Consider the following 13,755-nt stretch of genomic DNA (forward strand, 5'->3'; position numbering starts at 1 on the left):
TGGGGTGGACGAGGCGAATCGTCTTGTCTGCACCCCGGGTCCATCGGGCCACTGCCAGGCTGAGCGAGTCGCCCTTCGGGGACGACCTGGCTGAGAGTTGCAGGGCTCGGTGGCCCGGGACGCGCAGATCGGCCATAGGGCTATGCGCCAAGGACCCGGCAAGGTCCCGGAGCGCCTCAGTGAGCGACCGACCGTCACGTCCCGGACCGGAGTGCTGAATCCGTGGGCTGACGGAAGGAGCACTCTCATGATTGAGGCTACGCCCACCTACGCCGGGATCGACTGGTCCTGGCAGCACCACGCGCTGTGCATCGTCGACGACGACGGACAGCGCATCGAGGAAGCAACCGTGCCGCACACACGGCCCGGGTTGACCAAGATCACCACCCTGCTGCGTCGCCATGGCGTGGAACGGATCGGGATCGAGCGCGGCGACGGACCGGTGGTCGAGCACCTGATCCGCGACGGGTTCGAAGTCGTCGTGATCAGTGCACGGCAGGTGAAGTCACTGCGTGCCCGCTACGGCTCCGCGGGGAACAAGGACGACCGGTTCGACGCGTTCGTGCTGGCCGACGCGTTGCGCACCGACGCCGGTCGCTGGGCGATCGTGCAACCAGACAGCGAACAGACGATCGCGCTGCGGATGCTGGTGCGCGCCCGCCACGATCTGATCGATCACCGGATCGCCGTGCACAACCAACTGCTCGCAGTGCTGCAGCACAACTTCCCCGGCGCGATCGGCCTGTTCAGCCAGCTCGACATCCCCATCAGCCTGGCGTTCCTGCGCCGATTCCCCAGCGAAGCCAAAGCAGCCTGGCTCAGCGAGCTGCGGATGGCGCACTGGCTCAAGGCCAACGCATACTGCGGCCGCCACACCCCGACCCGGCTGGTCGACCACCTGCACGAAGCTGCGACCGGCCGCGTCAGCGGCGCGGCAGCCGAAGCCAGCGAGGTCATCGTGCTGACCCTCGTTGATCTGCTCGCCACCCTGCGTGATGAACAAGCCCGGCTCGAGGCCCGGATCAAGGAAGCACTCCTGGCTCACCCCGACGGCCCGATCTTCCAGTCCCTGCCCCGCGCCGGGACCGTCCGCGCAGCCACCCTGCTGGCCGAGATCGGCGACTGCCGGGCCAGGTTCCCCGACCCCCCAGCACTCGCCGCAGCCGCCGGCGTCGCACCATCGACCAGGCAGTCCGGCAAGCACCTCAACGTCGCCTACCGACGCGGCTGCAACAAACAACTCCGGGCAGCACTGGTCGACTGGGCCCAAGACACGCCCCGCGCGAACGCCTGGGCACGCGACACCTACGACCGCGCCCGAGCCCGCGGCTGCCGACACCCCCACGCAGCAAGAATCCTGGCCCAAAACTGGACCAGGATCCTGTGGCGCTGCTGGCACGACCACACGCCCTACAACCCCGACCTACACGGCCGACTCAACAGCCTCCTGACGGAGGCTGCTTGACATAGGGCTCTCAGGCGGCTTCCCGGTCGTCGTCCGGGTTGTCGACCCGCGTGGGGGTCGGCAGGGGCGTCGGGACCGGGTCCGGGAGCGGGTTCTTGCGGGGGCGACCGCGGGGGCGCTTGCGAGCCACAATCACACCGTCGACGAAGAGCTGGCCGCCCCACACACCGTGGGGTTCCTGGCGCCGCAGCGCCCCGTCGAGGCATTCCTGGATCAGCGGGCAGGTCTGGCAGACGAGCTTGGCGGCCTCGACGTCAGAGGGATCGGCTGCGAAGAACAACTCGGGGTCGTGGTCGAGGCAGGGCAGCTCGGCGGCCATGGTGCCCGCGTAGATGTCGAGCTGGTCGGAGTGCATGGTGTCTCCTGGTTCCTGGAAGAGATGTGGGGGATCTGGTCCGGGAAACAGAAGAGCCGTGGATCCCGGGGAGGATTCACGGCTCGAGGTGTGGCCTCAGCTCATGTGCTGGGCCCCTCGAAGGGTGAATCCGTGGAGTTGTCCTGCTGGGGGGTGCGCAACGCGGAGCCGAACTCCGACACGGCGGAGTTGTCCTCACGGGCTCGCAGGAGGTGCGCGGTGCCGCCGATCGGGGTGGGCACGACGCAGGCATCAGCCAGCCACGCTGCGCGGGTCTTCATCGAGCTGATCATCGCTACCACCTCCTTTCATCGGGACCCGGGGGCTGCCACCCAGGGGTCGTTCACGGACGTGTTCCACAGTACATCCGCCCCCCGTGGGGGCCGCAACTGATTTTCTGGATTCTTTTTCCGGCGCTCAGTCGCGGTGCTCGTCGAGGATCGCCAGCACGTCGCGGCCGTAGCGTTCCACCTTGGCCGGGCCCACCCCGGCGACTGCCAGCAGTTCCGGTTCGGTGCTGGGCATCGCCTCGGCGAGCGCGACCAGGGTGGCGTCGGTGAACACCACATAGGCCGGGGACCCGTCGGCGGCCTGCTTGCGCCACGACTTGAGTTCGGCCAGCAGCGCTTCGTCGTAGGTGGACTCGCAGGTGGTGTGCCGGCCGAGCTTGCGGTCGGCGGCGGTGGTCAGGGATTCCTGGCACACCCGGCACTTCTGCGACAGGGCGCTGCGTTCCCGTCGACGTCGGCCCGCAGTGGGCTTCGGCTCGGCCAGGGTGCCGGGAGTGAGGCCCACCAGGAAGCGGGACATCCGTCGTCCGGCCCGCCCCGGGCCACCGCTGCGCGACCAGCTGATGCGCAGGTGTTCGCGGGCGCGGGTGATGCCGACGTAGAGCAGCCGGCGTTCCTCGGCGACCGCTGCGGGGCTGGTCGACAGCACGAACGGGACCGAGCCCTCCGCGATGCCGGCCAGCGCGACCGCGTCCCATTCGAGGCCCTTGGACGCGTGCAGTGTGGCCAGGGTGACCCCCTGCCCGACCGGCGCCTCCTGGCGGGCGGCCCGGGCCTGGAGTTCGGCCACCACGCCGCCGAGGTCGATGGTGGGGTCGTCCTGGGCGATGTCCTCGGCCAGGTCGACCAGCGCCGACAGCGATTCCCACTTCTCCCTGGCCGCCCCGGCGCCGGCCGGGGCATCGGGAGACCACCCGGTGCCGGCCAGGATTGCCTTGAGCGCGGCCAGCCCGGGGTCGTGGGGGGTGTTGTTGGCGTGTCCGCTCAGTTGCCGCAGCGCGGTGCGGATCTCGGGCCGCTCGTAGAAGCGCTCCGAACCGCGCACCACGTAGGGCACCTCGGCCTCGCTCAGCGCCGCTTCCAGGGCGGGGGCCTGGGCATTGATGCGGAACAGCACGGCCATCTCGCGCCACTCGATGCCGTGGTGGTGCAGCCCGGTGAGCCACTCGGCGACAGCCCGGGCCTCCTCGGCATCGGTGGTGTGGCCCTCGAAGACCGGTTCCGGCCCGTCGGGGCGTTGGGCCCGCAGCACCAGCTTCGGCGATTCGTTGGTGAAGTGGGGTGGGTTCAGCACGTCGTTGGCCAGGCCCACCACCTGCGGGGTGGAGCGGTAGTCACGGTCCAACCGCACCACCGTCGCGCCGGGGAACTGTCGGGTGAAGTTGGTCAGGAACCCGGGCCGGGCTCCGGCATAGGAGTGGATCGACTGGGCGGGGTCACCGACCACGCACAGGTCGTCGCGCTGCCCCAGCCACGACATCAGCACCGACTGCTGCAGCGGGCTGACGTCCTGGTACTCGTCGACGGTGAAGTGCTGGTAGCGCTCGCGCACCTCGGCGGCCACCTCGGGGTACTCGTGCAGCATGGCGACGGTGCACAACAAGATGTCCTCGAAGTCGATGACCCCCCGTTCCTGCTTGATCGCCTCGTAGTCGGTGATCACTTTGGCCACCACCGTGGGGTCGATGCCGTTGACCTCGCGCTGGGCGGCCCTGGCCAGCGCCGGGTAGCTGCCCGGGGTGACGTTGGTCACCTTCGACCAGCTGACCTCGGCCGCCAGGTCACGGATGGTGGTCGTCTCGTGGGGCAGCCGGTTGCGCGCGGCGGCTTCGGCGACCAGCCCGAACTGGGACTTGCTGACCGGCGGCAGTTCACTGCCGTAGGTCCGTGGCCAGAAGTGCTGCAACTGGCGCAGGGCAGCGGAGTGGAAGGTGCGTGCCTGCACCCCGTTGACCCCGAGTTCGGCCAGCCGGCCGCGCATCTCGCCGGCGGCCCGGGTGGTGAAGGTCACCGCCAGGGTGCGGTGCGGGTCGGCGGCACCGATGCGGGCCGCGTGGGCGATGCGATGGGTCACCGCCCGGGTCTTGCCGGTGCCGGCGCCGGCGATGACGACCAGCGGTCCCGGCACCGTCTCGGCGACCTGGCGCTGGTCCGGGTCCAGGGACCCGAGGATGTCGGGGTGGGTGGGGTCTGCTGCGGGCACGCCCTTCACTGTAGGCCCCCGGCCCGGTGGCTCGCCGCGTGCCGTCCGGCAGCCACTGCAGGTTGTGTCTGTGGGGGCCTCTATGGTGTGGGGAACGTCGGAGTCACCTCTCCGGCGCCTGGCCACACCACGCTGGAGGGACTGCATTGGACGTCGTCGAGGGGCTGCAGGTGACGACTGGGGCACGGTTGGACGACCTGGTCGCCGGGCTGGCAGCAGAGCTCGCCGGTGCCACCGGCGACCCGTTCGCGATGCAGTTGGTGGTCACCCCGGGGCCCGCCCACCAGCGCTACGTCTCCCAGACGGTGGCCGCCGGCAGCGGGCACGGGGTGTGCGCGGGGGTGGACTTCCTGACCGTGGCTGCCCTGCGGCGACGGGTGCAGACCAGCCTGGCCGGCGGCGTGCTCCCCCACCCGGATGATGACCCCTGGGCCCCGCAGTTGCTCACCCGGGTGGCGCTGCAGGCCTTCGACCAGGCCGCCGACCAGGACTGGGCGGCCCCGCTGGTCGACCACCTGCGCTCCGACGAGCAGCGGCCCGGACGACGCCTGGCCACGGGTCGTCGAGTGGCCCGCCTGGCACGTCGCTACTGTCGGGACGCGCCCGCGATGATCGATGCCTGGGGCCAGGGCCGGGGCAGCGACCCCACGGGGGAACCCTTGGAACAGGGGTACCAGTGGCAGGCGCAGCTGTGGGGGCTGCTCGTCGACCTGGCCGGCCACGCCCACCCGCTCGAGCAGCACCGGGAACTGCTGCGCAGGCTCGCCGCCGGGGCCGACCCGGGCCTGCCCGAGCGCATCCACGTCCTGGTTGTCGATGCCCTGCACTCCCAGGACGTCGAGCTCCTGGCCGGGCTGGCCCGGCTGGTCACGGTGCGGGTCTGGCAACTCGACCACTCCACCAGTGAGCCGGGGGCCGTCCTGCAGCGGCTGGCCCGGGTGCACGAACTCGCCGGGCAGGCCTGGCAGGCCCACGCGGGCCACATCACTGAGGTGCCTGCCGCCGGTGGTGGGCGTTGCGAGTCGTCGAACCTGGCCGCCGTGCAGCGTGCCGTGGGCGGTGCGGCACCGGTGTCCTCCCCGGCCCCTGACGGCACCATCACCTTCCTGCCATCGCACGGGCCCAACCGACAGGTCGAGGTGCTGCGTGACCACCTCTGCGGTCTCTTCGAGGACGACCCCACCCTGGAACCGCGTGACGTGGCGGTGCTGTGCCCCAACCTGGACGCGTACTCCTCAGTGCTCGATGCCCTGCTGGTGGCCGATGTCACCACCCCCGATGCGCACCCCGGCTACGAACTACGGGTCCAGGTGAGCCACGACCGGGCACGCCAGCCGAATGAGGTGCTGGGCCTGCTCGACCGGGTGCTCGCCCTGCGCTCGTCGCGGGCCACCTGGCAGGACCTGTTCGACCTGTGCATGTCGACGCCGGTGGCCACCCGCTGGGGCTTCGCCGAGGAGGGCGGCCAGCAGCTGAAGCAGTTGCTGTCCAAGGCCGACATCCGCTGGGGCCTGGACCGCAGCCACCGTGCCGAGTACGGCATCGGCTACGACCGCGGCACCTGGCTCGCCGGGTTGGAGTCACTGGCGCTCGGCGCCGCCCTGGCCGACTCACCGCTCGTGCAGGTCGCCCACACGGCCCCGGCAGGGTACGTCGACTCCCAACAGAGCACCCTCGCCGGGCAGTTGGCCGAGTTCGTGTCCCGCCTGCGCAAGTTCTTCCACGAGTGCCAGCCGGCCAGTGCATCGGTCTGGAATGACCGCCTGCAGGCCCTGATCAGCGACGTGGTGGCCATGCCCCGGTCCGAGGGCTGGCAGGTTGCCACGGCACGGGCAGCCTTGTCACGGTGGGCCGGACCGAACGCCGATGACACCCTGCTGGGTCGCGCAGATGTGCGCCAGGTGATCGCTGAGCTGTCGCGTGACCAGCGCCGCCGGCCCGCCTTCGGCACCGGTGCGCTGGTGGTCACCGGCCTGGCCGACCTCACCGCGATCCCCCACCGCGTGGTCGTCCTGCTCGGCCTGGACGACAGTTCCTTCCCCGGCAAGGACCGTGGCCTGGGTGATGACATCCTGACCGGCCGGCCGGCCCCGGGGGTGCCGAGTGCTCGTGAGCTCGACCAGCAGCACCTGCTCAACGCGGTGATGTCGGCGACCCAACGACTGGTCGTGGTCTACCTGGCCCAGGACCCCACCAGCCTCGACACGCGCGACCAGCCGGTGGCGATCACCGAACTGCTGGCCGCCGCCGATGCCGCCGGGGTGGCCCTGCCTGCCCCGGTCGCGGACGGGGGCCGGGGGTTGCTGCCCGCCCAGTCGTATGCGCGGGGCAACTTCCTGGCCCAGGCCCCCGACGGCGTGGAGGCTGCGCCCGAACCGGGCCCGTTCAGCTTCGACCGGCGCGCCCACCGGGCTGTGCGGCACCTCGACGGCCTCGATCGACTCCACCCGGAGCAATCCGGTGCGGAGGAACTGCTGCTGCATGACTTCCCCCCTGCACCGCACCCGCTGGTGCTTCGCCTGGTCGACCTGATCGCTTTCTTCAAGCACCCGGCGCGCCACTTCCTGCGCGAGCGCGCCAGGTTGTCACTGGGCACCTGGGCGGACGACCAGCCCACCGCCATCACCCTCGAGGCTGACGGCCTGGCCGTGTGGGACGTCCGGGAAACCATCCTGGAACGACTGCGACTGGGTGAACCGCTGGAACCCCTGGAGGAGCACCAGTACACCAACCCGCGGATCCCCCCGACACCTGCGGGGCGGGCCACAGTGCAGCGGGCGGCCGGCACCGCCGCACAGCTCGCCAGCAGACTGGCCGACGACCCGATGCCACATCGCCATGTGGCGGTGTCGGTGAGTGTTGACCACCCCCGGGGTGTGATCAACCTGGTCGGTTCGGTGCTGACCCGCGGAGATGCCCACCTGGTGGTGCAGACCTCCCGGGTCAAGGGCCACCACGTCATCGAGGCATGGTTGAACGCCCTGGCACTGTCGGTCATGACGGGGCGTCGCCCTCGCGCGGTCATCGAAACCCCCAGCCAGACCTACGAACTGACCCTGACCCGACCGCCCGGCCAGGCGGCAGCGACCCTGGCGGAGTACGTGGCCCTCCACGTCCACGGCATGACCCACCCGCTGGGTGCCCCACCGAAAACGCTGTGGAACATCCGCCAACGGCCCACCGACGACTTCGCCGGCAAGAACGCCTGGGAGGAGGAGTTCGACGAGTCGTGGGAACCCTTCGCCCCCAAGTGGTGGAACTCCTTCGGGATCCAGACGACTTGTTCGGCCTCCTATGACGGCGGCTGCTCGAGGGTCTCGGTCGAGTCGATGGGTGAACGACTGTTCGGCTCGGTGCACATGGAGGTCCTGTGATGAGCATCATCCCGCTCAACCCTGCCGGTGCGGCCTTCCATGCCGACCAGCAGCGCCAGCAACTCGATATCGCCCGGCTGGACCTGCGGGTCTCCACCCTGGTCGTGGAGGCCAGCGCAGGGACCGGCAAGACGAGCGCGATCGCCCTGCTGACCGTGCGCGCACTCGGTGAAGGGTTCTGCAGCATCGACCAGGTCATGCTGGTCACCTACACCATCAAGGCGGCCGCAGAGTTGCGCACCCGCGTGCACGGGGAGCTCACCCACGCCATCGCGGCGCTGCGCGCGGACGAGGAACTGCGCCCGGAGCTGGAAGCCTCGGCCGGTCGCGACCGGGCCGGGTTCCTCGCCAACCTGGTCCGGGCCGCGGCCCAGTTCGACCAGGCCACCATCACCACCACCCACAGTTTCTGCCACACGATGCTGGTCGGCCTCGGCATCCACGTCGACCACGACACCACCGATACCCAGGTCGAGTCCATGGATGCCCTGATGGCCGAGATCGCCGACGACCTGTTCCTGCGCGACCAGGTGCTCGACCGCCCGCAGGTCGGCACCCGTGCCGCCATGGGCAGGTTGGTCAAGCAGGTCCTGGAACGTGAACGCGTCGACCTGCACGAGCAGCAGGGGTCCGTCCGCAGCGACATCGCCCGGGCGGCCCGCCAGGAGTTCGAGCGGCGCAAGCGCACCCGACAGGTCTACGGTTTCAACGACATGACCCACCGCCTCGCCGAGGCCCTGGCGACCGGGCGCCCCAATGGCAACCCCGACAGCGCCCGTTCAATCCTGGCGTCGCGATACCGACTGGTGATGGTCGACGAGTTCCAGGACACCGACGAGCAGCAGTGGCAACTGGTCCACGATGCCTTCCACGGTTCAGCCCTGCTGGTGCTCATCGGCGACCCCAAGCAGTCGATCTACCGCTTCCGCGGCGCCGACGTGCAGGCCTACCTGAACGCCGCCGGCGACCACGACCGCTACAGCCTGAAGAAGAACTACCGCAGCAGCCAGCAGGTGCTGGCCGGCATCGATGCCGTGGTCAACAACGCCCAGCTCGGCCCAGACATCCACACGCCCACGGGGAACGCCGACCCGCAGGGCGGGCTGGTGGGGGCACCCGGCCAGTGGCACCACCCGGTCGAGATCCGGCTGGTGGGCACCAACGCGAACCTGGGCAAGTACCTGTTCCACCAGGCCGTGGACGACCTGGTGGAACAGACCCGCGAACTGTTCGACAACCCACCCGACGTCGTCCTGCCCCGCAGCCACCCCCGGCGACTGCGCCGCCGCGACGTCGCGGTGCTGGTCCGCGCCGGGTGGCGCGCTGAACTGGTGACCAGGAAGCTCGTCGAGGCGGGCATCCCTGCGGTGCAGGCCGGCTCGGGCTCATTGTTCAAGGGCGAGGCCGGTAGGGCCTGGGCAGACGTGCTGGACCTGCTGTTGACGATGAATGACCAGGCCTTGCGCAAGGCAGCCCTGACCCCCCTGGTCGGGTGGGACCTGCCGGGGCTGGTGGCCGCCGACGACCACGCGATCGACGACCTGGCCCGCACGGCCCGCGAACTGTCGCAACTGTGGCTCGACAAGGGGTTCGCCGTGATGAGCGATGCCCTGTACTCGGCCTTTTCCGTCCACGAACGCCTGCTGCAGCAGACCCGCGGCGCCCAGCTGTTGTCCGAGCTGCTGCAGGTCGCCGAACTGGGCCACGACCACGCCCTGAGGCATCGGGCCAGTCCCGAAGCGGTGCGACGCTGGCTCGTGGACCTGCAGCGCCCCGACGCCCCTGATGTCGATGCCCGGGTGGGTGCCGACATCGATGCCGTCCAGGTGATGACGATGCACAAGGCGAAGGGGTTGGGGTTCCCGGTGGTCCTGCTGCCGGACCTGTTCGATCCCACCCGCCCGCCGATCGAGCGCGACCAACCCAGGTTCCGCCACGACGACACCGGCCGCGCCCTGCTGGATGTCTCCCCCTCGGCCAGCGCCGGCGACGATGAGGAGGAGTTCCAGGAGGAACTGCGGCTGGCCTACGTGGCCATGACCCGGGCCCAGGTGACCCTGCGCGTGTGGTGGGGTGCCTCCCGCGACGTGCACACCTCGGCACTGCACCGGCTGCTGGTCAACCCGGCCCCGTTCCAGGCGCCCCCGAAGGTCGATTCATTGCCGCCCCGTGGCCAGGTCGACGCGATGGTCAAGCACCTGGCCGAACCCCGGTTCGACCCCATCCATGTGCACCGGGTGCCGAAGGAAGGGCCGGCGAAGGCCGCCGTCCTCGTCCCGGTGCAGGAGGCACCGCTGGGTGCCCCCCGTACGTGGTCGCGCAGCATCGACCACAGTTGGCGGCGGACGTCCTATTCGGGGTTGACCGCGGCCCTGCATGAGCTGGGCCCCGCGCAGGCCGCCTCCCCCAGCGCGGGTGGGTTGGACGAACCGGACCTGGCCGAGGTCGCCGAGCCCACCACGACGACCGGGGCGCTGCTGGTCTCGCCCATGGCAGGCATCCCGGGTGGTGCGGAGTTCGGCAACCTGGTCCACGCCATCCTGGAACACGTCGACCCGCACACCGACGACCTGGCCGCAACAATCCGCGCCGCGAGTGCCCCCTACCTGGCGGCCTCCGGGCCCGAGGTCGACCCCGACCAGTTGGTCGACGCACTGGTGAAGGTCTTCCACTCCCCCCTGGGTGAGCTGACCGGCGCCACCCTGGCCGACGTCCGGGCCGAGGACCGGTTGGCCGAACTCGACTTCGAGCTCACCATGGGCGGGCCCGGCGGCGTGGGGGCGGTCGCCGACCTGGCCGCCCTGTTCAGCGACCGCAGCCTCCTTGCGTCCGACGACCCGCTGGCCGACTACGGCCGGGCACTGGCCTCCAGCCCGGCCGCCGAGCAGACCCTCAACGGCTTCCTCACCGGGTCCATCGATGCGGTGCTGCGAGTGGGTTCCGGCGCCGGGCAGCGCTTCATCGTGGTCGACTACAAGACGAACACCATGCCCCTGCTGCCCGAGGAGGAGTTGACGGTGCAGCACTACCACGCCGCGGCCATGGCCAATGCCATGATGGCGGCCCACTACCCCCTGCAGGCCCTGCTGTACTCGGTCGCGCTGCACCGGATGCTCGGCTGGCGCCTGCCGGGCTATCTGCCCGACCAGCACCTGGGTGGGGTGGGGTACCTGTTCGTGCGCGGCATGGCCGGGCCGCAGACCCCCGTCCTCGGGGGAATGCCCGCGGGCGTGTTCACCTGGCGACCACCGGCCCGGTTCGTCCTGGCCGCCGACGAGATCCTGGGGGGACGGCGATGAGCCTGGACACCGCCCACGTATCGGTCCTCGCCCGTGGCCAGGACACCCCGCTGGCCCGGGCACACCTGCAGGGCCTGGTCACCGCCGGCGACGTCCAGCTCGCCAGCACGCTGCTGCGCATGTTCAGCTGCACCGACGAACTGGTCAAGCTGACGGCGGCACTGTGCTTCGCCGGCGCACGAGCCGGCTCGACCTGTCTCGACCTGGGCACGGTGGCCGACCGCTTCGTCGATAACGTGCTGCAGTCCCGCGACCTCACCGGTGATGAACTGCGCACCGCCCGCGAAGAACTGGTGGCCCACCTCGACTGGCCCGAGGTGGACCAGTGGAGCCGGCACCTGGCCGGGCAGCCCGTGGTGGGTGACGTCGGCAGCGAACCGAACTCGGTGCCGCTGCGACTGGTCGACTCGCTGGTCTACCTCGAACGCTACTTCGCCTACGAAGAGTCGGTTGCCGACCTGCTGCAGCAGCGCCAGCAGCTGTCCCCGCCGGTGGTTGACCCGGACCTGTTGGCACGCAGCCTCGCCCGGGAGGTCCCCGGCGGCATTGTGGACGCGCTCCAGCAGCAGGCGGTGGAAGCCGCGGTCACGGCCTGGACGACCGTGCTCGCCGGCGGCCCCGGCACGGGCAAGACGACAACCGTGGCGCGGGTGCTGGCAGCGGTCCAGGAACAGTCGGCCACCCCGATCCGGGTGGCGCTGGCTGCTCCCAGCGGCAAAGCGGCCAGCCGGTTGCACCAGGCTGTCAGTGCCCAGGTGCAGCCGTTGCGCGATGCCGGGGCCCTGATGCCGGCGTTCGGCAGTGGGCTGACCCTGCACCGACTGCTCGACGCCAGGGGCCTGACCGGTGATTTCCGGCACGGGCCCACCAACCCGGTGCCCTACGACCTGGTGGTGGTCGACGAGGTCAGCATGGTCGACCTCAAGATGTTCGCCGTCCTGCTCTCGGCAGTGGGACCGACGACCCGGTTGCTGCTGGTGGGTGACCCGCAGCAGCTGAAGTCCGTCAGCGCCGGCTCCGTGCTGGCCGACATCACCGCCTCGGGCATCAGCCTCGGCCAGGGACGCAGCGAGTCGGCGGTCACCGTGCTGCAGACCAGCTACCGCAACCGGGGGACGATCCACGAGCTGGCCCAGGCGATCCGGGAGCGTGACGGCGACGCCGCGGTGGCCACCCTCGAGCGGGGCGGGGATTCGGTGGAACTGCTCGATGTCGAGGTGGGCCGCACCACGTCGTGGCGTGACTTCCCCGAGCTGGCCACCGCGATCGAACAGCAGTGGCTCGGGCTGGTCGAGGCGGCCGAGGAGGGTGATGCTGCCGAGGCGCTGCGGCTGCTCGACCAGCACCGGGTGCTGTGCGGGCACCGGCGGGGCCTGTTCGGGGTGTCGGCGTGGACCCACCACACCCTCGACGTGATCCGGCGGGTCCGGCCCGGGTTCGGGGTCGGCGCGCAGACCTACCCCGGTCGTCCGCTGCTGCTGACCACCAATGATGCGACGCTCGACCTGTCCAACGGTGACACCGGGGTAGTGGTGCGCCAGGCCGGACGCCTGCAGGTGGCACTCGGCGACCAGCAGCAGCACCGCCTGCTGGGGCCGGCGTTGCTGCGGGGGGTGGAGGACCTGTTCGCGATGACCGTGCACAAGGCCCAGGGCAGCCAGTTCGACCACACCACCGTCGTGCTGCCGCCGCTGGGCTCCCCGCTGCTGACTCGCGACCTGGTCTACACCGCGGTCACCCGGGCACGGGAGCGGGCCACCATCATCGGTACCCCCGAGCAGTTGCGGGCCGCGATCCAGACCGAGGCCCGCCGGGCCTCGGGGCTGGCCTCACGCTGGCGCAAGCACTAGTCGGACGAGGGCTCCTCGGACGAGGGTTCGGCGGAGGGGGGCTCCAGGTCGGCGTGGCGGGGCAGCGTCCCGTCGAGCCAGGCCTTGATCAGTCTGCTGGCCACCGACCGGCCCGACGGCGCGATGACCTCCCCGCTGTCCACGGCCGCGGTGAACTCCTCACGGCTGAACCAGCGTGCCCATTGGATCTCGACCCCGTCGGGCACCGGTTCACCGGCCGCGGTGCCCACCATGCCCAGCATCAGTGAGCGTGGGAACGGCCAGGCCTGGCTGGTGACGTAGTGGGCTGAACCCAGGTGCAGGCCGACCTCCTCGCCGACCTCCCGGCCGGCGGCCTGCTCCAGCGACTCACCGGCCTCGACGAACCCGGCGATGATCGAGACCCGGTTGGGCGCCCAACTGGCCTGGTGGGCCAGCAGCAGCCGGTCCTGCGGGTCGAGGATGGCGATGATGATCGCCGGGTCGTGGCGGGGGAACAACCACGCGCCGCAGTCGAGGCAGACCCGGATGAAGCCACCACGGGCTGGCTGTGAGGCGCCCAGGCACGCCTCGCAGTGCGGGGTGGTGTCATGCCAGGCGAGGATGGCCGCGGTGGTGGTCAGCAGGTCACGCAGCAGGGGCTCGGTGGCGACCGGTGTCTCCCGCAGGCCCGGCCCCACCACGGTGTCGCGGACGGCGAACCACTCATGCGGCCCGGGGTCACCGGCCAGCGCATCCGCGGCCCCGGAGTGGCCCAGGTAGATGTGCCGGGCCGGGTCGTACTTCCCGGCGGCCGACTCAAGGCGGTGGGCGGTCGAGCGGTCCATCACCACCACCCGGGCGGACTGGTCGCGGAAGCGGCTGACCAGGAGTTCCGGGTCCACCCGGTCCTCCCCGGCTCGTCGCAGCGGGCTGTGCAGGTCTTCGGGGCGGTTCACAC

8 protein-coding genes are annotated in these 13,755 nt (G+C 70.7%); 4 read left to right on the top strand and 4 right to left on the bottom strand.

The window, feature by feature from the left end:
* Positions 1 to 247 precede the first annotated feature (247 nt).
* On the top strand, positions 248 to 1,465 hold the full coding sequence (locus ACQE3C_RS14375; protein ID WP_434539564.1) for an IS110 family transposase: 1,218 nt from the start codon (positions 248 to 250) through the stop codon (positions 1,463 to 1,465).
* Positions 1,466 to 1,475: 10 nt separating this feature from the next.
* Here ACQE3C_RS14375 and ACQE3C_RS14380 read toward each other — a convergent pair whose 3' ends face one another.
* The 3 genes from ACQE3C_RS14380 to ACQE3C_RS14390 form a co-directional block, all read right to left on the bottom strand.
* Entirely contained in the window at positions 1,476 to 1,820 is a 345-nt protein-coding gene (locus tag ACQE3C_RS14380) for a WhiB family transcriptional regulator (protein WP_434539824.1), read from the bottom strand.
* A gap of 101 nt (positions 1,821 to 1,921) precedes the next feature.
* Positions 1,922 to 2,113, bottom strand: coding sequence for a hypothetical protein (locus tag ACQE3C_RS14385; RefSeq protein ID WP_434539825.1), 192 nt, complete (start codon positions 2,111 to 2,113; stop codon positions 1,922 to 1,924).
* Between the two features lie 124 nt (positions 2,114 to 2,237).
* Positions 2,238 to 4,313, bottom strand: coding sequence for an ATP-dependent DNA helicase UvrD2 (locus ACQE3C_RS14390; RefSeq protein WP_434539826.1), 2,076 nt, complete (start codon positions 4,311 to 4,313; stop codon positions 2,238 to 2,240).
* 170 nt (positions 4,314 to 4,483) lie between these two features.
* Here ACQE3C_RS14390 and ACQE3C_RS14395 point away from each other — a divergent pair, with 170 nt between their 5' ends.
* Genes ACQE3C_RS14395 through recD form a run of 3 tightly spaced genes read left to right on the top strand, consistent with a single transcriptional unit; the run spans position 4,484 to position 12,836 of the window.
* Complete coding sequence (locus tag ACQE3C_RS14395; protein ID WP_434539827.1) at positions 4,484 to 7,687, top strand: exodeoxyribonuclease V subunit gamma; 3,204 nt, start codon at positions 4,484 to 4,486, stop codon at positions 7,685 to 7,687.
* The gene (locus ACQE3C_RS14400) at positions 7,687 to 10,986 is read left to right on the top strand and encodes a UvrD-helicase domain-containing protein (RefSeq protein ID WP_434539828.1); all 3,300 of its coding nucleotides are present in this window, start codon (positions 7,687 to 7,689) and stop codon (positions 10,984 to 10,986) included. The genes ACQE3C_RS14395 and ACQE3C_RS14400 overlap by 1 nt, the downstream gene beginning before the upstream one ends.
* Positions 10,983 to 12,836, top strand: a complete 1,854-nt coding sequence (gene recD, locus ACQE3C_RS14405) for an exodeoxyribonuclease V subunit alpha (protein WP_434539829.1) — start codon at positions 10,983 to 10,985, stop codon at positions 12,834 to 12,836. Before ACQE3C_RS14400 ends, recD begins: the two co-directional genes overlap by 4 nt.
* Here recD and nudC read toward each other — a convergent pair.
* Positions 12,833 to 13,753, bottom strand: a complete 921-nt coding sequence (nudC, locus tag ACQE3C_RS14410; RefSeq protein WP_434539830.1) for an NAD(+) diphosphatase — start codon at positions 13,751 to 13,753, stop codon at positions 12,833 to 12,835. The two genes, recD and nudC, sit on opposite strands and share 4 nt — an antisense overlap.
* Between the last annotated feature and the right edge of the window lie 2 nt (positions 13,754 to 13,755).

It is taken from the genome of Aestuariimicrobium sp. Y1814 (assembly GCF_050113895.1).
Classification (GTDB): Bacteria; Actinomycetota; Actinomycetes; order Propionibacteriales; family Propionibacteriaceae; genus Aestuariimicrobium.